The organism is Nocardioides sp. (genome assembly GCF_036503465.1).
Taxonomy (GTDB): domain Bacteria; phylum Actinomycetota; class Actinomycetes; order Propionibacteriales; family Nocardioidaceae; genus Nocardioides.
This window is the reverse complement of the sequence record NZ_DASXWU010000094.1, coordinates 1-18,411: the sequence shown is the minus strand read 5'-3', so window position 1 is coordinate 18,411 and position 18,411 is coordinate 1. Positions and strand designations below refer to the sequence as shown.

At 71.0% G+C, this 18,411-nt stretch carries 18 protein-coding genes and 1 tRNA gene; 9 read left to right on the top strand and 10 right to left on the bottom strand.

The window, feature by feature from the left end:
• Window positions 1-118: 118 nt before the first annotated feature.
• A tRNA-Arg gene (locus tag VGK78_RS17010) sits at window positions 119-195 on the bottom strand.
• Window positions 196-274: 79 nt separating this feature from the next.
• Between VGK78_RS17010 and VGK78_RS17005 the strand changes: the two genes are divergently transcribed.
• On the top strand, window positions 275-1,240 hold the full coding sequence (locus VGK78_RS17005) for a TIGR03557 family F420-dependent LLM class oxidoreductase (protein ID WP_331528915.1): 966 nt from the start codon (window positions 275-277) through the stop codon (window positions 1,238-1,240).
• On the opposite strand, the gene VGK78_RS17000 is transcribed toward VGK78_RS17005, so the two are convergent.
• On the bottom strand, window positions 1,241-2,677 hold the full coding sequence (locus tag VGK78_RS17000) for an aminopeptidase P family protein (RefSeq protein WP_331528914.1): 1,437 nt from the start codon (window positions 2,675-2,677) through the stop codon (window positions 1,241-1,243).
• Between the two features lie 232 nt (window positions 2,678-2,909).
• On the opposite strand from VGK78_RS17000, the gene VGK78_RS16995 reads away from it, so the two are divergent.
• The 5 genes from VGK78_RS16995 to ettA all read left to right on the top strand — a co-directional run bounded on the left by VGK78_RS16995 (window position 2,910) and on the right by ettA (window position 9,751).
• Window positions 2,910-4,031: a PrsW family intramembrane metalloprotease gene (locus VGK78_RS16995; protein ID WP_331528913.1), complete on the top strand. Its 1,122-nt coding sequence runs from the start codon at window positions 2,910-2,912 to the stop codon at window positions 4,029-4,031.
• Entirely contained in the window at window positions 4,028-5,758 is a 1,731-nt protein-coding gene (locus tag VGK78_RS16990; RefSeq protein ID WP_331528912.1) for an ABC transporter, read from the top strand. Before VGK78_RS16995 ends, VGK78_RS16990 begins: the two co-directional genes overlap by 4 nt.
• A gap of 75 nt (window positions 5,759-5,833) precedes the next feature.
• On the top strand, window positions 5,834-7,489 hold the full coding sequence (locus VGK78_RS16985; RefSeq protein WP_331528911.1) for a GTPase: 1,656 nt from the start codon (window positions 5,834-5,836) through the stop codon (window positions 7,487-7,489).
• Window positions 7,490-7,623: 134 nt separating this feature from the next.
• Window positions 7,624-8,043, top strand: coding sequence for a single-stranded DNA-binding protein (locus tag VGK78_RS16980; protein ID WP_331528910.1), 420 nt, complete (start codon window positions 7,624-7,626; stop codon window positions 8,041-8,043).
• A gap of 25 nt (window positions 8,044-8,068) precedes the next feature.
• Window positions 8,069-9,751 (top strand): energy-dependent translational throttle protein EttA, encoded by a 1,683-nt coding sequence (gene ettA, locus VGK78_RS16975; protein ID WP_331528909.1) that lies wholly within the window; start codon window positions 8,069-8,071, stop codon window positions 9,749-9,751.
• 15 nt (window positions 9,752-9,766) lie between these two features.
• On the opposite strand, the gene VGK78_RS16970 is transcribed toward ettA, so the two are convergent.
• Entirely contained in the window at window positions 9,767-10,258 is a 492-nt protein-coding gene (locus VGK78_RS16970) for a MarR family winged helix-turn-helix transcriptional regulator (RefSeq protein ID WP_331528908.1), read from the bottom strand.
• A gap of 17 nt (window positions 10,259-10,275) precedes the next feature.
• Window positions 10,276-11,502: an acetyl-CoA C-acetyltransferase gene (locus tag VGK78_RS16965; protein WP_331528907.1), complete on the bottom strand. Its 1,227-nt coding sequence runs from the start codon at window positions 11,500-11,502 to the stop codon at window positions 10,276-10,278.
• 43 nt (window positions 11,503-11,545) lie between these two features.
• Between VGK78_RS16965 and VGK78_RS16960 the strand changes: the two genes are divergently transcribed.
• A complete protein-coding gene (locus VGK78_RS16960) occupies window positions 11,546-12,415 on the top strand; it encodes an acyl-CoA thioesterase (protein ID WP_331528906.1) in 870 nt (289 codons plus the stop codon).
• On the opposite strand, the gene VGK78_RS16955 is transcribed toward VGK78_RS16960, so the two are convergent.
• The 5 genes from VGK78_RS16955 to VGK78_RS16935 all read right to left on the bottom strand — a co-directional run bounded on the left by VGK78_RS16955 (window position 12,408) and on the right by VGK78_RS16935 (window position 15,744).
• Window positions 12,408-12,962: a sigma-70 family RNA polymerase sigma factor gene (locus VGK78_RS16955; protein WP_331528905.1), complete on the bottom strand. Its 555-nt coding sequence runs from the start codon at window positions 12,960-12,962 to the stop codon at window positions 12,408-12,410. The two genes, VGK78_RS16960 and VGK78_RS16955, sit on opposite strands and share 8 nt — an antisense overlap.
• A gap of 4 nt (window positions 12,963-12,966) precedes the next feature.
• The gene (locus VGK78_RS16950) at window positions 12,967-13,623 is read right to left on the bottom strand and encodes a hypothetical protein (protein WP_331528904.1); all 657 of its coding nucleotides are present in this window, start codon (window positions 13,621-13,623) and stop codon (window positions 12,967-12,969) included.
• A gap of 81 nt (window positions 13,624-13,704) precedes the next feature.
• Window positions 13,705-14,277, bottom strand: coding sequence for a PT domain-containing protein (locus tag VGK78_RS16945; protein WP_331528903.1), 573 nt, complete (start codon window positions 14,275-14,277; stop codon window positions 13,705-13,707).
• Window positions 14,278-14,335: 58 nt separating this feature from the next.
• On the bottom strand, window positions 14,336-14,755 hold the full coding sequence (locus VGK78_RS16940; RefSeq protein WP_331528902.1) for a globin: 420 nt from the start codon (window positions 14,753-14,755) through the stop codon (window positions 14,336-14,338).
• 14 nt (window positions 14,756-14,769) lie between these two features.
• Window positions 14,770-15,744 (bottom strand): mechanosensitive ion channel family protein, encoded by a 975-nt coding sequence (locus VGK78_RS16935; RefSeq protein ID WP_331528901.1) that lies wholly within the window; start codon window positions 15,742-15,744, stop codon window positions 14,770-14,772.
• A gap of 21 nt (window positions 15,745-15,765) precedes the next feature.
• On the opposite strand from VGK78_RS16935, the gene VGK78_RS16930 reads away from it, so the two are divergent.
• Both VGK78_RS16930 and VGK78_RS16925 read left to right on the top strand, forming a co-directional pair.
• Complete coding sequence (locus VGK78_RS16930; protein WP_331528900.1) at window positions 15,766-16,149, top strand: hypothetical protein; 384 nt, start codon at window positions 15,766-15,768, stop codon at window positions 16,147-16,149.
• 17 nt (window positions 16,150-16,166) lie between these two features.
• A complete protein-coding gene (locus tag VGK78_RS16925) occupies window positions 16,167-16,547 on the top strand; it encodes a DUF5130 family protein (protein ID WP_331528899.1) in 381 nt (126 codons plus the stop codon).
• Window positions 16,548-16,559: 12 nt separating this feature from the next.
• On the opposite strand, the gene pepN is transcribed toward VGK78_RS16925, so the two are convergent.
• The coding region (gene pepN, locus VGK78_RS16920) for an aminopeptidase N (RefSeq protein WP_331528898.1) at window positions 16,560-18,411 on the bottom strand (1,852 nt) is incomplete at its 5' end.

Genomic DNA, 18,411 nt, shown 5'->3' with positions numbered 1-18,411 from the left:
ACGAATCGGCGCGGCCCGACGTCCCGAGGGACCAGGAGTAGGCCCTTTCGGCCACCCCGGACGGGCCAGGGGTACGCCGGGCGAAGTGCGCCAAAGCGGAGCCCGACGACGGGTCCGTTGGCGCCCCCGGCAGGACTCGAACCTGCGACCTAGAGATTAGAAGGCTCTTGCTCTATCCAGCTGAGCTACAGGGGCCGGGGACCATTGTGAGGGATCCGAGCCCCCCGACCTGAACCACCGTCATGCCGCGTCGTGCGATGGGTACGGGCGGATCGTGACGAACTACGGCTACACCCTGATGACCGAGCAGTCCGGGCCGCGCGAGCTCGTCGGGCATGCGGCCGCGGCCGAGGAGGCCGGGTTCGACTTCGAGGTGATGAGCGACCACTACTTCCCGTGGCTCGACGAGATGGGCCACTCGTCGTACGCCTGGAGCGTCCTCGGAGCCGTCAGCCAGGCGACTCACCGGGTCGAGCTGATGACCTACGTGACCTGCCCGACGATGCGCTACCACCCCGCCGTCGTCGCGCAGAAGGCGGCGACGGTCGACCTGCTGAGCGAGGGGCGGTTCACCCTCGGCCTGGGCGCGGGGGAGAACCTCAACGAGCACGTGATCGGACAGGGGTGGCCGCCGGTCAACATCCGCCACGAGATGCTGCTCGAGGCGCTGGAGATCATCACGTCGCTGTTCGCCGGGGACTACGTCGACTACAAGGGTGAGCACTACCGGATCGACTCCGCCAAGGTCTGGGACCTGCCGATCAACCCGGTCCCGATCGGCGTCGCGGTCTCGGGGGAGCAGTCGGTCCGGGCGTTCGCGCCGATCGCCGACCACCTGATCGCCGTCGAGCCCGACCCGCAGCTCGTCACCTGGTGGGACGCCGCGACCGACAAGCCCGGATCGCGCAAGATCGGGCAGCTACCGGTGTGCTGGGGCCCGGACCGCGATGCCTGCGTAGCCCGGGCGCACGAGCTGTTCCGCTGGTTCGGCGGCGGGTGGAAGGTGAACGCCGAGCTCCCGGGCACCGCGGGGTTCGCGGGTGCGTCGCAGTTCGTCACGCAGGACGACGTCGCGGGGTCGATCCCCTGCGGCCCCGACCTCGACGGCATCGTCCGTGCCGCGCGGAAGTTCGAGGACGCCGGCTTCACCGACGTCGCCGTCGTGCAGGTCGGGGACGAGTCGCAGCTCGACTTCCTGGCGATCGCCGAGAAGGAGCTGCTGCCCGCGCTGCGTGGTTGATCAGCGCCGAGCCGTGGCCATCCACTCCTCGACCTCGGCAGCCGAGCGGGGCAGCGACCCGGACAGGTTCTTCGCGCCCTCGGCGGTGACCAGGATGTCGTCCTCGATCCGGATGCCGATGCCGCGCATCTCCTCGGGCACGAGCAGGTCGTCGGCCTGGAAGTAGAGCCCCGGCTCGACGGTGAGCACCATGCCCTCGGCGAGGGTGCCCTTCTTGTAGGACTCCGGCGCTGCCTTCCCGCAGTCGTGCACGTCCAGCCCGAGCATGTGGCTGACGCCGTGCAGGGTCCACCGCGCGTACACGCCGGAGCCGGGGTCGAGCGCCTCCTCCGCCGAGCAGGGCAGCAGCTTCAGGGACTCGAGGCCGTGGGCGAGCACGTCCATCGCGGCGTGGTGGGCGGCCACGAACGGCTCACCCGGCTTGACCGCCCCGATGCCCGCCTCCTGGGCGGCGTACACGAGGTCGTAGAGCTCGCGCTGCAAGGAGGAGTACGTGCCGTCGATCGGCAGGGTGCGGGTGACGTCGGCGGTGTAGAGGTTGTGGCCCTCCACGCCCATGTCGAGCAGCACCATCTCGCCGGGGACGATCCGGCCGGTGTTCTCGATCCAGTGCAACGTCGTGGCGTGCGAGCCGCCCCCGACGATCGAGTCGTAGCCGATGTCGTTGCCCATGGCCCGGGCGCGGCGGAAGAACGTGCCCTCGATCCAGCGCTCGCCGTACTCGACGGCGCGGTCGAGCTCGCCGGCCACGTCGGTGAAGCCGAGCGTCGTGATGTCGCACGCGGTCTGGAGCTCGGCGATCTCCCACTCGTCCTTGACGAGGCGCATCTCCGACGCGACGCGGGCGAAGTCCTGGTCGCGGCTCTCGTCGGGCGCCACCAGGTCGTCGACGTACGACGAGACCCCGCGGTGAACGCGGGTCTTCCCGGCCTTCTCCAGCTCGCCGGCCAGCTCGTCGATGTGCCGGACCTCGAGCCCGAGGGAGTCGGAGATCTCCTTCAGCGACGGGCGGCGGCCGACCCAGAGCTCGCCGTACTGCCGGTCGCGGAAGAACTCGTCGGTGTCGCGCCCCGAGCGGGGACGTGCGTAGAGGACGGACTCGCCGTCCTCGATCACGAGCACGGCGTCGCTGGTCTGGTTGCCGCAGAAGTAGGTGTGGGCGGTGTCGCTGCGGAACCGGTAGTCGGTGTCGTAGGACCGCACCTTGAACGTGCCGGCCGGCAGCACGAGCCGCTCTCCCGGGAACGCCTCGGCAAGCCGCTGCCGACGCGCGGCGGCGTACGGCGCGATCGGGTGCGGCGGCAGGTCGAGCTCGCGATCGCCCCAGCCGTCACGCATGAACCGGGAGTAGGCCTCGGACACCGAGGGGTCGTGTGACTCGGTGTGGAGCTCGTGCTCGGGAGAGGTCTCCGGATTGATCTCGGTCTCGTCGCTCACGCCGGCCAGACTACGCCCGCGCCGATCGCGGGCGCGAAGCGGAATTCCTGATGTGCCCTAGGGTGCGTTGGTAACGCTCGGCCGTCGCGAGCGACGTCCGGGACGTGCGATGGCAAGGCGTAGGAGCGAGGCGATGTGGTGCATCGTCGAGCCTCCGACAACGAAGCCAGCGTGCGTTCCGGGCCGCGCGCAGCAGGCCATGGCGGTTACCAACGTGCCCTAGGCTTCCGGCATGGCCGGAGCCCCCCGCGGCAACGCCGTCTTCACGGTCGTGGTGACGGCGTCGGTCCTCCTGTGCGCGGTGCCGATGAGCCTGGTCGTGGGTGCCTCGAGCGCTCCCCAAGTGACTGTTCTCGCCGCCCTCCTGGCCGCAGTGCCGGTGGGTCCGCTGATCGCCTGCCTGCTCTGGCTCGACCGCTACGAGCCCGAGCCGCGCCGCCTCCTGGTCGGTGGTCTGCTGTGGGGCGTGTTCGTCGCGACCGCGATCGCGCTTCTGCTCGAGGGCGTCGGCGGCTTCGTCGGCGGCGTCTCCGACGCCCGGATGCTCGAGATCGGGGCGCCGATCGCGGAGGAGGCCAGCAAGGGCCTGTTCCTGCTGCTCCTGGTGTGGTGGCGGCGCGCCGAGCTCGACGGCGTCCTCGACGGGATCGTGTACGCCGGCATGGTGGGCGTCGGCTTCGCCTTCACCGAGAACATCCTCTACCTGGCCAGCGCGTACGACGGCTCCGGCGGGCCCGGCCCGGGTGGCGCCGACGCCCTCACCGGCACGTTCGTGGTGCGTTGCCTGGTCAGCCCCTTCGCCCATCCGCTCTTCACTGCGTGCACCGGGATCGGCGTCGGCATCGCCGTGAGCTCGCGGCGGCGCGCCACCCGCATCGTCGCCCCGGCCGCCGGGTACGTCTGCGCGGTGCTCGCCCACGCCGTCTGGAACACCTCGACCGTCTACGGGCCGGGGAACTTCGTGACCGTCTACCTGATCCTGATGGCGCCGGCCTTCCTGGCCGCCGTCGCCCTCGCGGTCTGGGTACGTCGTTCCGAGGGCCGGATGCTCGCGGGGGCGCTCGCCGACGCCGCCCGGCGTGGTCTGCTGCCCGCCACAGACATCGCCTGGGTGGTCGACCTGTCCGCCCGGCGCCGCAGCCGCGCGTACGCCCGTGACACCGCGGGACCGACCGGCGAGCGGGCGATGCGCGACTACCAGCAGGCGGTGATCGAGCTCGGGTTCCTGCACAGCCGCTACCTGCGCGGCGTACCCCCGCCGGACTTCGCGGCGCGTGGACGCGGCTACGTTGCCCGCATCAGTGCGCTCCGACCGTCGATCGCGTTCCCCGGACAGGTGGTACCCATCCGATGACCGTCACTCCCGCGGCAACGCAGATGGTCACGGCGCTCGTCCGGCTGCGGGCGGCGCTCCAGGGCGCCGCGCTCCCGCTCGAGCTACCGGACGTAGCCCAGCACCGGGCCGCGCGCGCCGAGATGGTCGACCAGCTCGAGGACTACGTCATCCCGCGGATCGTGACCCTCGAGGCCCCGCTGCTCGCCGTCGTCGGCGGCTCGACCGGCGCGGGCAAGTCCACCCTGGTCAACTCCCTCGTCGGATCCGTGGTCACCGAGTCGGGCGTGCTCCGCCCCACCACCCGGTCGCCTGTGCTCGTGCACAACCCGGCGGACGCCGACTGGTTCGGCGCCGACCGCCTGCTCCCCGACCTCGAGCGGGTGCATCACTCCACGCACGACCCCCATGCGCTCCAGCTGGTCCCGCTCGACGTCGTCCCGCAGGGGCTGGCGATCCTCGACGCGCCCGACATCGACTCGGTCGAGGAGAGCAACCGTCGCCTCGCCGCGCAGCTGCTGGCGGCCGCCGACCTCTGGCTGTTCGTCACCTCCGCCGCCCGGTACGCCGACCAGGTGCCGTGGGACTTCCTGCGTCAGGCGGCGGAGCGGTCGGCCGCGGTCGCGATCGTGCTGGACCGCACGCCGCCCGACGCCGTCGAGACGGTCGCGAGCCACCTGGCCCGGATGCTCGCGGCGCGGGGCCTCAAGGACTCACCGCTGTTCGTGGTCACCGAGGTCACGCTCACCGACGGCGGACTGCTCGCGCCGCGGCACGTCGCGGAGATCCGCGGCTGGCTCTCGGAGCTCGGGGGCGACGCCGGCGCTCGTTCCGCGATGGTGAGGCAGACCCTGGAGGGTGCCGTGAGGTCGCTGACCCGACGGGCCCACACGGTCGCCGACGCGTGCGTCGAGCAGCTCGAGGCCGCCCAGCGCCTGCGTGCGGGTGCCGATGCGGCGTACGACGAGGAGATCCGGAAGGTCCTCGCCGCCACCGCCGACGGCACCCTGCTCCGCGGTGAGGTACTGGTGCGGTGGCAGGAGTTCGTAGGCACGGGCGAGCTGCTGCGGACGCTCGAGGCGAAGGTCGGCCGGCTCCGCGACCGGATGGTCAACGCGATCAAGGGCAAGCCGCAGCAGGCCGAGCGGGTCAGCGTCGCCGTCGAGTCCAGCCTCGAGACGCTGATCGTCGAGCACGCCGAGGCGGCCGCCGAGCGGGCCGAGGCCTCCTGGCAGAGCCTGGCGCCGGGGCAGGAGCTGCTGTCCGACGTGGGCGAGGAGCTCGGCCGGGCGTCCCGCGGGCTGCGCCGCCAGGCCGAGCGCGCCGTACGCGACTGGCAGCAGGACGTGCTGGAGATGATCCGCTCCGAGGGCGCCGACAAACGCACCACCGCACGTGTCCTGGCGTACGGCGTGAACGGGCTCTCGGTGGCGCTGATGATCGTCGTCTTCGCCAACACCGCCGGCCTCACCGGTGCCGAGGTCGGGATCGCCGGCGGCAGCGCCGTGCTCGGGCAGAAGCTCCTCGAGGCGGTCTTCGGTGACCAGGCGCTCCGCCACCTGTGCGAGCGCGCCCGCCGCAAGCTCGAGTCGCGCATCCGGGCGCTGCTCGACGAGGAGCGACACCGCTACCTCGACCTCCTCGCCAGCCTCGGCATCGAGGCCGAGGCGGCCGAGCGCGTCCGCAACGCCGCCCGGGCCGTCGACGACCTGCGGTACGCCGGCGTCGAGCGCACGCACTCGCACTAGGTGCGTCCGACGAGCGGACGTCGAGTCCCACTAGTCTCATGAGCGACGTTTCCGTGCATCGGACGAAGGAGAAGAGTGACCTCCTTGTTGGACGGGGCCAGGAGACTCGTGTCTCGCGGCTCGGACCTGGGTGACCGGATCGAGGCTCTCGGGCGTGCCAGCGAGGCAGCTCGGGGTCGCCTCGACGACCGGGTGGTCGATGACGTCGCCGCGACCGTCGACCGGATCGCCCACCGTCTGGGCCTGACCGCCGACCACACGGTCGTCGCCATCGCCGGGGCGACCGGCTCGGGCAAGTCGTCGACGTTCAACGCCCTCGCCGGGGTGGAGCTCTCCTCGGTCGGCGTACGCCGTCCCACCACGTCGTGGGCGACCGCCTGCATCTGGGGCAAGGAGGGCGCGAGCGAGCTCCTCGACTACCTCGGCATCGCGCCCCGCCACCAGATCATGCGCGACTCGCTGCTCGACATCGGCAAGGAGGACCAGGCCCTGCAGGGCGTCGTCCTGCTCGACCTCCCCGACCACGACTCCACCGAGGTGTCGCACCACCTCGAGGTCGACCGGCTGATCGAGCTCACCGACCTGATGGTGTGGGTGCTCGACCCGCAGAAGTACGCCGACAACGCGATCCACGACCGCTATCTCGCCCCGCTGTCGACCCACCAGGGCGTGATGCTCGTCGTGCTCAACCACATCGACGAGGTGCCCGACGACCGGCGGCAGTCGATGCTCGACGACATCCGCCGGCTCCTGGACGCCGACGGTCTCGAGCGGGTGCCGCTGATGGCGACCAGCGCGCGCACCGGCGAGGGGATCGACGCGCTGCGCTACGCGATCGGTGAGCGGGTGCGGGCCAAGCAGGTCACCCGCTCACGGCTCGAGGCCGATCTCCGCAGTGCCGCGGGGCGGCTCGAGGAGGCGACCGGCACCAGCGGCCACCCGTCGCTGTCGAAGGAGCGCATCGCGGCGATCGAGGACGCGTTCGCCGACGCCGCGGGCGTGCCGACCGTGGTCGAGGCCGTCGAGTCGGCGACCCGGATCCGTGGCCGGCGGGCGACCGGCTGGCCGGTCACGTCATGGGTGTCCCGGCTCCGGCCCGATCCCCTCCGCCGGCTCCACCTCGACCTGGGCAGGGACAAGGCGGCCTTCACCGGCCGCGGACGCACGTCGGTCCCGGCGCCGACCCAGGTGCAACGGGCCCGGGTCGACGCCGAGGTCAGGGCGGTGGCCGAGGAGGTGTCCGCGCCGCTCGCCCGTCCGTGGGCGGAGTCCGTACGCCGCGCGTCGGTGACCCGCCTGCCCGACCTCAACGACCGCCTCGACGCGGCCTTGACCTCGACCGACCTGGGGGCCGACCGGGTGCCGGTCTGGGCCGGGCTCGTGCGGGTACTCCAGTGGCTGCTGCTGCTCGTGGCGCTCGCCGGACTGGTCTGGTCGGGCGTGATCCTGGCCGATCCGTGGTTCGGCGTGGGCCGGCCGGAGACGCCCGACGTCGTAGGCTTCCCGGTGCCGGTGATCCTGCTGGTGGGCGGGGTCGTGCTCGGGCTGCTGCTGGCCCTGCTGTGCCGGTTCCTGGTGTCCGCGACCGCCCGCTCGCGGGCGCGTACCGCCGATCGGCGGCTCCGGTCGGCGATCGCGACCGTCGCAGAGGAGCTGGTGGTCGCGCCCGTGCGTGCCGAGCTCACGGCGTACGACACGGTGCGCGAGGGGCTCGCCCGCGCGCTCCGCTAGCAGCAACGGCCCGCTGTCCGTCCACAGGTCCCTTCGCGCCACGTCCTTTCCACTGCCGCAACTCGCGTTCCCGGCCGTTGTCGGTGCCGCTGCCGAGGCTCGGTCACCGGAACCGATCCGAGCGAGGAGATGCGATGAACGAGACCTTCGTGACCCTGTCCGGCTGGTTGGGCGGCGATGTCACCATGCGCCAGGCCGGCGGGGTGCCGGTCGCCCACTTCCGGGTGGCCAGCACGCCACGGCGCTACGTCCGCAAGACCGACACCTGGGAGGACGGCGACACCCAGTGGTACTCCGTCAGCGCCTGGCGCGCCCTCGCGGAGAACTGCGAGCAGTCCCTGCGACGTGGTGACCCCGTGGTCGTCCACGGCAGGCTCAGCGCCAGCGTGTGGACGAACAAGTCCGGTCTCGAGGTGACCACCTTCGAGATCGACGCGGCGTTCGTCGGCCACGACCTCAACCGCGGCACCAGCAGCTTCCAGCGGCGCAAGCTCGCCTCCGCTCCGGAGGCCGCCGAGCAGCCCGTCGAGGAGGGTGCCGTGGACGCCGCGTGAGGAGTGACCCGTAGGGTTGCGGATCATGGCCGAGTACGTCTTCACCCTGCGCAACGTGCGCAAGGCGCACGGGGACAAGGTGGTCCTCGACAACGTCACCCTGTCGTTCCTGCACGGCGCCAAGATCGGCGTCGTCGGCCCGAACGGCACGGGCAAGTCGACCCTGCTCAAGATCATGGCCGGGCTCGAGCACCCGAACAACGGTGACGCGATCCTCGACCCCGAGGCGACCGTCGGCATGCTCCAGCAGGAGCCGCCGCTGACCGAGGGCAAGACCGTCCTGGAGAACGTCGAGGAGGCCGTCCACGACATCAAGGCGAAGATGAAGCGCCTCGAGGACGCCTACATGGAGATGGCGGAGCCCGACGCCGACCAGGACGCCCTGATGAAGGAGACCGGCGACCTCCAGACCGAGCTCGACCACGCGGACGCGTGGGACATCGACAGCCGGCTGGAGCAGGCGATGGACGCCCTGCGGTGCCCGCCGTCGGACGCCCTGGTCGACCGGCTGTCCGGTGGTGAACGGCGCCGGGTCGCGTTGTGCAAGCTGCTCCTGCAGCAGCCCGACCTGCTGCTGCTCGACGAGCCGACCAACCACCTCGACGCCGAGTCGGTCCAGTGGCTGGAGGGCCACCTCGCGTCCTACCCCGGCTGCGTACTGGCGGTCACCCACGACCGATACTTCCTCGACAACGTCGCCCAGTGGATCCTCGAGCTCGACCGGGGCAAGACCCATCCCTACGAGGGCAACTACTCGACCTACCTCGAGACCAAGCAGGAGCGGCTCAAGATCGAGGGACAGAAGGACGCCAAGCGGGCCAAGATGCTCGAGCGCGAGCTGGAGTGGGTGCGGTCCAACCCGAAGGCCCGGCAGGCGAAGAGCAAGTCGCGTCTGGCGCGCTACGAGGAGCTGGCGGCCGAGGCCGACCGGATGCGCAAGATCGACACCGCCGAGATCAACATCCCGTCCGGCCCGCGGCTAGGCGACGTGGTGCTCGAGGCACACGACCTGGTCAAGGGGTTCGACGGACGTGTGCTCATGCACGACCTGTCGTTCACTCTGCCGCGCGCCGGCATCGTCGGCGTGATCGGTCCCAACGGCGTCGGCAAGACGACGCTGTTCCGGATGATCGTCGGCGAGGAGAAGCCCGACGAGGGCGAGCTCAAGGTCGGGCAGACGGTGAAGATCTCCTACGTCGACCAGAGCCGGGGTGGCATCGACCCGAACAAGAACGTCTGGGAGGTCGTCTCCGACGGGCTCGACCACATCAAGGTCGCGAACTTCGAGATGCCCTCACGGGCCTACGTCGCCTCGTTCGGGTTCAAGGGTCCCGACCAGCAGAAGCGGGCCGGCATCCTCTCCGGAGGAGAGCGCAACCGCCTCAATCTCGCGCTGACGCTGAAGATGGGCGGCAACCTCTTGCTGCTCGACGAGCCGACCAACGACCTCGACGTCGAGACACTGCAGTCCCTGGAGGACGCGCTGCTGGAGTTCCCCGGCTGTGCGGTGGTCACGTCCCACGACCGGTGGTTCCTCGACCGGATCGCCACCCACATCCTGGCGTGGGAGGGAGACGACGAGGACGAGGCGAAGTGGTTCTGGTTCGAGGGCAACTTCGCGGCGTACGAGCAGAACAAGGTGGAGCGCCTCGGCGCCGAGGCCGCGCGCCCGCACCGGGTCACCCACCGCCGCCTGACGCGCGACTGACGAGTCGGACCGTCCTCAGGGACGGATGTCCGCCTCGGGGTGGCACTCGATCAGGCGGTCGGTGACGGCGTTCATGACCCGACCGAGGGCGGCGAAGTCGTCGCAGCTGGCCAGGTCGACGAGATAGTCGCGCACGCCCTGCACGTGCACCGGGGCGGCCTCGACGAGCAGGTCGTGCCCGCGGTCGGTCAGCGTGCACACGATGCCGCGGCCGTCCTCGGGTGACGTCGAGCGCTTCACCAGGCCTGCCTTCTGCATCCGCGCCACCGTGTGCGTCACCCGGCTCCGGCTGTGCGCGAGGGCGTCGGCCAGCTGCGCCATCCGCATCGAGCACTGCGGCCGCTCGGAGAGCCGCACCAGGATCTCGTACTCGGTCAGGGAGAGGTCGAACTCCCGCTGCAGGTCCGCGTCGAGACGGTCGAGCAGGAGGGTGACACCGACGGCGAAAGCGCGCCACGACCCCTGCTGGTCGGCGTCCAGCCAACGCGGCCCCCGTGCCTCGGACATGGCCCCCAGGGTAACGGTCAGCTCAGCCGCTCGAGGATCAGCGCCATGCCCTGCCCGCCGCCGACGCACATCGTCACGAGTCCCAGCGACTTGTCGTGCCACTCGAGCGAGTTGAGCATTGTGGTCTGCAGCCGCGCCCCGGTCATCCCGAACGGGTGACCGACCGCGATCGCCCCGCCGTTGACGTTGAGCCGGTCCAGGTCGATGCCGAGGTCCTGGTACGACGGCACCACCTGGGCAGCGAACGCTTCGTTGATCTCGACCAGGTCCATGTCGCCGATCGTCATCCCGGCGTGCGCGAGGGCGCGACGGGTCGCCTCGACCGGGCCGAGTCCCATGATCTCGGGGGAGAGGGCGCTGACGCCGGTGGCCACGACGCGAGCCAACGGGGTGATGCCGAGTTCCGCGGCCCTGGTGTCGGACATGACGACCACTGCGGCCGCGCCGTCGTTCAGGGGGCAGCAGTTGCCGGCGGTGACGACGCCGTCGGGACGGAACACCGGCTTGAGGCCGGAGACGCCCTCCAGCGTCACTCCGGCGCGCGGGCCGTCGTCGGCGGAGACCACCGTGCCGTCGGGCGTCGTGACGGGCGTGATCTCGCGCTGCCAGAAGCCGTCGGCGATGGCCTTCTCGGCGAGGTTCTGCGAGCGCACCCCGAACTCGTCGAGCTCGAGCCGGGTCAGGCCACGCAGCGTGGCGACGTTCTCGGCCGTCTGGCCCATCGCGATGTAGGCGTCGGGGAGCACGCCGTCCTGGCGCGGGTCGTGCCACGCCTCGCCACCGGACCCGTGCTCGGCACGCTTCGCGGTGCGCGCCACCGCCTCGGCGTACACCTCGTTGCGCGTGTTCGGCCACGAGTCGGAGTTGCCGTGCTCGTAGCGCGACACCGTCTCGACCCCGGCCGAGACGAACACGTCGCCCTCGCCGGCCTTGATCGCGTGGAACGCCATCCGCGTGGTCTGCACCGATGAGGCGCAGTACCGGGTGATGGTGGCGCCCGGGACGTCGTCCATGCCGTTCATCACGTTGACGATGCGGGCCATGTTGAAGCCGCTCTCACCGCCGGGGAGCCCGCAGCCGAGGTAGACGTCGTCGACGTCGTGCCGGTCGAGCTGCGGGACCTTGTCGAGCGCGGTTCGGATCATCTGCGCGACGAGGTCGTCGGGCCGGACGTCCTTGAGCGAGCCCTTGACGGCGCGGCCGATCGGGGAGCGGGCGGTGGCGACGAGAACGGCTTCGGGCACCACCTCAGCCTAGTCCGGCGCGTGCGGCTGGCAGGATCGGCCCGTGCGCCACGTGTACGAGTGCCAGATGCGCCGCGCCGACCTGCACGGCGAGCACATCAGCAACGTCGCCGTCATCGATTACCTCCAGGAGGCGCGGCTCGACCTCCTGCGGCATCACGGCACGTCGCCGATCCCCCGCCACGGTGAGGGGCTGGTCGTCGTCAACACCGTCGTCGACTACGTGGCCCCGCTCGGGCTGGCGCAGGCGCCGCTGCACGTCGCGGTCTGGGCGACGCAGGTCCGGGCCGCGTCGTTCACGCTGGGCTACGAGCTGTCCACGGGCTCGAACGACGCCAGGGTCGTGCACGCCCGGGCGACGACCGTGCTCTCGCCGTACGTCTTCGCGGCGGGACATCCGCGGCGGATGACCACGGAGGAGCGGGAGCGGCTGTCCGGGCACCTGGACCCGTCACCAGTGTCGGAGCGGACCGCGCCTCGCGGCCCGGAGGAGTGGGCGCCGGGCTTCCTGGAGCGGCCGATCTCGGTGCGCTTCTCCGACGTCGACCTGCTCGGTCACGTCAACAACCTGCGGTACCTCGACTATGCGGAGATGGCGCAGGTCGACCTGATGACGGGCGTCTTCCGGGAGGCGCGGGTCAACGGGTCGGTGCGGACGGTGATCGTGCGCAGCGAGACCGACTACGTCGGGCAGATGAACCTCCGACCCGAGCCCTACGCCGTACGCAGCCGGGTGGTGGGGGTCGGTCGGCACTCTGCGTCGCTCGAGCAGGAGATCCGCGACGGGTATCGGGTGATGGCACGCAGCCGGATCGTGGAGGTCAACGTGGACGACGACGACCGCCCGCTGGAGTGGCACCCGAAGCACCGCGAGCTGTTCGAGCAGCGGATGCGAGACGCGGCAGTCAGCTGACCTCGACGCCGAGGGCGCGCAGCTTCTTCAGCGCCCGATGGTGAGCCACCCGGACCGCCGAGGCGTTGATGCCCAGCGCGGTCGCGGTCGACGCCACGTCGAGCCCGACCACGTCTAGGCACGACACGACCTCTCGCTCGCGCGCCGGCAGGTGTGACAGCAACCAGGCGATCCAGTTGTCGGAGTCCGGAGCTGTGTCCGCCCCATGCGCACGAAGGGGATGCAGGAGGTCGTCGAGGGTCTCGGTGGTGGCCGGGCTGGTACGCCGGCGCGAGGAGCGTCGCTCGGCGTTGCGTGCCTGGCGACGGGCGATCCCGAACAGCCAGCCGCCGAACTCGCCGGTCGAGCCGCGGAAGTCTGCGATCTTGGCCGCCGCTGTCAACCAGGTTTCGGACGCGAGGTCCTCCGCGGAGATGCCTGCATCTCCGGAGGGGAACATGCGCAGCCACACAAGCAGGCGCCCCGCATGGGCGGTGTAGAGGGCGCGCCACGCCGCGTGATCGCCGTCCTTGGCCTGCGCGATCGTCTGGTCGTCGGCCGCGACCACGGTGCTAATCGGACGATCCCTGCTGCGTCCCCCCACTGTCTTGGTCATCCCCGCTCGACGTGCCGCTGTCCGACCCGTCCTCACCACCACCGGTGTCGACGTTGTTCCCCCCGGAATCGGTGTCGTCACCGTCGTCGGTCCGGCCCTGGCTCGCGCTGCCGTCGTGGTCGCCGCCCTGGCTGTCTCGGGTGCTGTCGGAGGTCGTGTCCCCCGACGCGTCGTCTGTCGTGTGCTGGACGGGCGCCGCCGGGATGTTCGCCGCGGGGGGCGCCTCCGTACCCGGATCTTCCTGGTCGCGAGCCTGGTCTCGTACCTGGGCGCCGGACAGGCGATCGGAGCGATGTGTGCTGGGTGTCTGGTGCGCCTCGCGGCCGGACGTGGGCTCGCCGGGCCGCTGGATGCCGACCGAGGACCCGGGCGGCGCGGGCTCGTCCTGTCGGGTGTGCGAGAGCTGGGTTGCTGCGGCGGCGGCCCCCGCGGTGACAGCCGCGATGGCGGCAGCGATCACGACAGCCCGGGAGGCGGAGCTCCCGAACGCGATCGGCACGACGACGCCGCCCCGAGTAGGTCTCGAGGCGGCGGCGAGCGCCGCGAGCCGGTCGACGAGGTCGTCGTCCGGCTCCAGCGTCGGTACCTCGCACCGGAGCCTGCCGTGGGCCACGGACCTGTCCTTCCTGGCGGTAGCGCCTGCTCTGCACCGTCCCGGGGGATCGACGGCGAGGAGGCAACGTCGCGTCAGCGCCTAGTTGCCGTCGTCGCCACCCTCATCGCCACCATTGTCGCCGCTCGTGTCGCCGCCGGAGTCGTTTCCTGAGTTGTCGTCGCCCTGGTTGTCGTCGCCCTGGTCGGTGGCGTCGCCCTGATCGTCGGCGTTCTCGCCCTGGTCGCCCTGGTCGTCCGAGTCGCCTTGATCGTCGGCGTTCTCGCCCTGGTCGCCCTGGTCGTCGCCGGAGTCGCTCTGCTCGGACGTGCCCTGGTCGTCGTCACCCGGATCCTGCGTAGGCTCCTGGCTGGGCTCGTCTGTGGGCTCGTCTGTGGGCTCATCGCTGGGCCCGTCGCTGGGCCCGTCGCTGGGATCAGCAGAGTCGCCGGCCGCCTCGTCGGTGGCCGACGTGTGCGCGAGCTCCAGCGCCCTGCTGAGCTCGGCCCGAAGGGACGTTCTGGCGAGGTGCTGGCTCGCGACCGGATCGGGATGGGCCGCCTGGGCGGGGGTGCCCGTGCGCGCGAAGGCACCGGTGGCGTAACCGCCGCCGACGGCCATCACGGCGAGGGAGCCGCCGACGGCGACGATGCGGCGTAGCTGGGTCTTGGTCATGAGGCTCTCCTGGGGCAGGTCTCTCCTGGAGAGGACTTGTCGCGACTGACCGCCGGCGTTACGTCTCGTCGAAAGAATTCACCATGAACTGCGCGGCGTGGACGATGTAGTCCCAGAACTGCGCGTCCTGCTCGGGTGGCAGCGCCACCTCATCCAGTGCGTCCCGGAAGTGGCGCAGCCAGTGTTCCTTGGCCTTGGGCGTCACCGCGAACGGCGCGTGGCGCATCCGCAGGCGGGGGTGGCCCCGGCGCTCGGAGTACGTCGTCGGGCCGCCCCAGTACTGCATCAGGAACAGCCGGAACCGCTCCTCGGCCGGACCCAGGTCGTCCTCGGGATAGATCGCCCGCAGGTAGGGGTCGTCTGCCACGCCCCGGTAGAACGCGGCCACGATCTTGGTGATGGTCCCCGCGCCGCCGATCTCGTCGTAGAACGTGGTCGCCGTCCCACCGGTCGCTCCGTCTGTCGCACCCTCGGTCACGCGTTCATCCTCGGTCACGTGTCGTCTGCGTCCGCGCCCACGGGGGTGGCGGCCGGCTCCTGGGCACCCGGCGTGCGGTTCATGACGTACGACGTGGGGAACGGCGCCTGGATGCCCTCGTGGTCGAACCGCGACTTGATCCGGGCCCGGAGGACCCGGGCGACCCGCCACTGCTCCATCGGGGCGGTCTTCAGGGCGACCCGCAGGGTGATCGCGTCGGGCGTCATCGCCTCGATCCCCCAGATCTCCGGTTCCTCGATGATGATGCCGTCGTAGTCGTCGTCCTGCCAGAGGTCGTGGATCACGTCGGTGAGAACTCCGCGGACCCGGGGGAGGTCCTCGCGCGCGCTGACCTGGACGTCGAGCACGGTGCGCGCCCAGTTCTGGCTCATGTTGCCGACGCGGTACAGCTCGCCGTTGCGGACGTACCAGACGGTGCCGTTGGTGTCGCGCATCCGGGTCACCCGGAGGCTGACCGCCTCGACCGTGCCGCTGAGCCCTTCGCCCATGTCGACGACGTCCCCGACGCCGTACTGGTCCTCGAAGATCAGGAAGATTCCCGACAGGAAGTCCTTGACCAGGGTCTGCGAGCCGAAACCGAGGGCCACGCCGGCGATGCCGGCGCTGGCGATGATCGGGCCGATGTTGAGGCCGACCGCGCTCAGCATCATCGTCACGATGACTGCCACGATGACGCCCGAGGAGATGCTCTTGAGGAGCGTCCCGAGGGTCTTGGCGCGTTGCACGCGGCGGGTGGATCCGGGCGACGGCTCGGCCGCCGCACCCCGTCCGAACGCCGCATGCGTGATCCGGTCGGGGAGGACTCCTTGCTCGGCCTTGCTGACGAGCTTGTCGATGAGCCGGTGCAGCACGAACTGGATCAGTAGTCCGATCACGATCAGTGCGGCCAGCGTGCCTGACTTGGCAGCGATGACCTTGCCGACGTGCTGCCACTGCTCCTGGCTGATGAGGGTGAGTGGCTCGGGCATGGGGACCAGTATCCTCATGGCGTGACACCGACGACCCAGGCCCTGCGCCGTGTTTCGCTCGTTGTGGGCTCCGCCACGATCCTGCTGGTGGGCTACGCCGGACCGGCGGCTGCCGACATCCCCGACGGGTGGAGCAACCCGAAGCCGGTGCCGGTCCTCGGCTTCCTGCTGGTGTTCGTCGGCATCCCGCTCCTGATCACGATCGGGATCCTGGCGGCGGTGTACCTGCCGGGCGTCGTGCGCGGCGAGTCGGTCGCCCCGGCCGGCGTACGCCCCGAGGACCAGTGGTTCGGTGGCCGGCGCGACACCGCGCAGCTCGAGTCCGCGTCCGCGAAGCACCGCGACGAGCCCGCACCCGGCGAGCAGGGCGAGCGGGACACCGGCGGTGCCGGCGGCACCTGGTGACGGTGGGGGTGGTCGGCATGGCTCGTGAGTTCACGGCTGCGCAGCGCGTCTCCCTCGACCAGGCCATCCGGGCCGCCGAGCAGGTCTCGCGCTTCGAGTTCTCCGTCTTCGTCGGCACGGCCGAGGGGGAGCCCCGAGCGTTCGCGGAGCGGCTGCACTCGTCCCTCTCGACGCCGAGCCGCAGCGTCCTGATCATGGTCGACCCGATGGCACGCCTGGTCGAGGTGGTCACCGGCGCCGAGGTACGCCGCGTGCTCACCGACCACGAGGTCGCGCTGGCCGTGCTGGAGATGCAGTCGGAGTTCGCCAGCGGCGACCTGCTCCGCGGCCTGCGCCGCGGCACCAGCATGCTGGCGATGGCCTCCCGCGCGCCGCGGACCCTGCACGCGGAGGCCTGACCGGGGTCAGGCTCAGCGCTCCGCGTCGCGGGCCTGGGCCGCGAGGGCGCGCACCACGTCGGCCCGGCCCTCGCGCACGTAGCGCTTGGCGGCCGGCGTGGCCGGGGACTCCTCGAGCCAGCGGTCGACCCGCTCCACCAGCTCGGGACTGCCCAGCGGCAGCGGGAACGCGTCCTCGAGGAGGTTGGACGCCATGTGGGTACCCAGCTCCTCCCAGGCCGTGTCGGCGGCGTCGAGGTACTTCTCGAGGTACGGCGCCAGCAGCTCCTCCTGGCCGTACTTCATGAACGACGTGGCGATGGAGCGGTGCGTCTCGTTCGGTACGTCGGGGTTCGCCACCAGCTCGTTCCACGCGGCCGCCTTCGCCGCGGCGTCGGGGCGCGACGCGCGGGCGGCGGCGGCGTTCTCCTGTCCGGAGATCGTCCGGTCGCGGGCGAGCTCGGCGTCGATCTCGGTGTCGCCGGCGGCGCCGCTCGCGGCCAGCCCCACCAGCAGCACCCACCGCAGGTCGGTGTCGATGTCGAGCCCCTCGATGGTCACGGAGCCGTCGAGCAGCCCGGCGACCTCGGCCTTGCCCTCCTCGGAGACCAGGGAACGGGCGTACAGCCGGGCGAAGATCAGCTGGGCGTTGCTGCCCGGCTCGGCCGCGTGGAGCAGGTCGCGCAGCCCGGCCTCCCAGGTGGTGCGCAGCTCGGGCCGCCGGGCCGGGTCGGAGTACAGGTTGACGGCCAGCGAGGCGTAGTTGGGGATCGCCCGGATGCCGAACGCATCGGTCTCGCTGCCGATGTTCTGCAGCACCAGCGCGACGTAGTCGGAGGCCTTCATCTCGGCGTCGCGGGTCATGTCCCACGCCGCGCCCCAGCACAGTGCCCGGGCCAGCGAGTCGTCGAGGGTGCGCAGCCCACCCACCACGGTCGCCAGGGAGCGTTCGTCGAGCCGGATCTTGGCGTAGGTGAAGTCGCCGTCGTTGAGCAGCAGGAGGTCCGGCTGCCGCTCGCCGACCAGCTCCTCGACGGGGGTCAGCTCTCCCTCGACGTCGATCTCGACGTCGCGGCGGCGGACCAGGTGGCCGTCGCGCTCGTCGTACAGGCCGATCCCGATCCGGTGCCGGCGCAGCGTCGGGTTGTCGCCGGCCGCCGTCTGCCGGACGCCGATCGACGCGTAGCGGCCGTCGGCGGCGAGCTCGAACTCCGGGGAGAGCGTGTTCACGCCACTCGTCTGCAGCCACTCCTTGGCCCAGCCGTCGAGCTCACGCCCGGAGGCCTGCTCGAGGGCGGTCAGCAGGTCGACGAACTCGGCGTTCGCATAGGCGTGGTCCTTGAAGTACTGCCCCAGGCCCTTCATGAACTCGTCGATGCCGACCCACGCGACCAGCTGCTTGAGGACCGAGGCGCCCTTGGCGTAGGTGATCCCGTCGAAGTTCACCTCGACCGCGCGCAGGTCGTAGTTGTCGGCGGCGATCGGGTGGGTCGAGGGCAGCTGGTCCTGGCGGAGCGCCCAGTTCTTGCGGGCGTTGGTGAAGCCGGTCCAGGACTCGCTGTACGACGTGTTCTCGACCGCCGCGTGGTAGCAGGCCCACTCGGCGAACGACTCGTTCAGCCAGAGGTCGTCCCACCACTTCATGGTCACCAGGTCGCCGAACCACATGTGCGCCATCTCGTGCAGGATGCACGAGCAGCGGAACTCGTAGAACGCGGCGTCCTGGCGGCTGCGGGGGAGGTACTCGTCGCGCAGCGTGATGCAGCCGGCGTTCTCCATCGCGCCCATGTTGTACTCCGGCACGTAGAGCTGGTCGTACTTGTGGAACGGGTAGGGGTAGCCGAAGGCGTCCTCGAAGAACTCGAAGCCCTGGCAGGTCATCTTG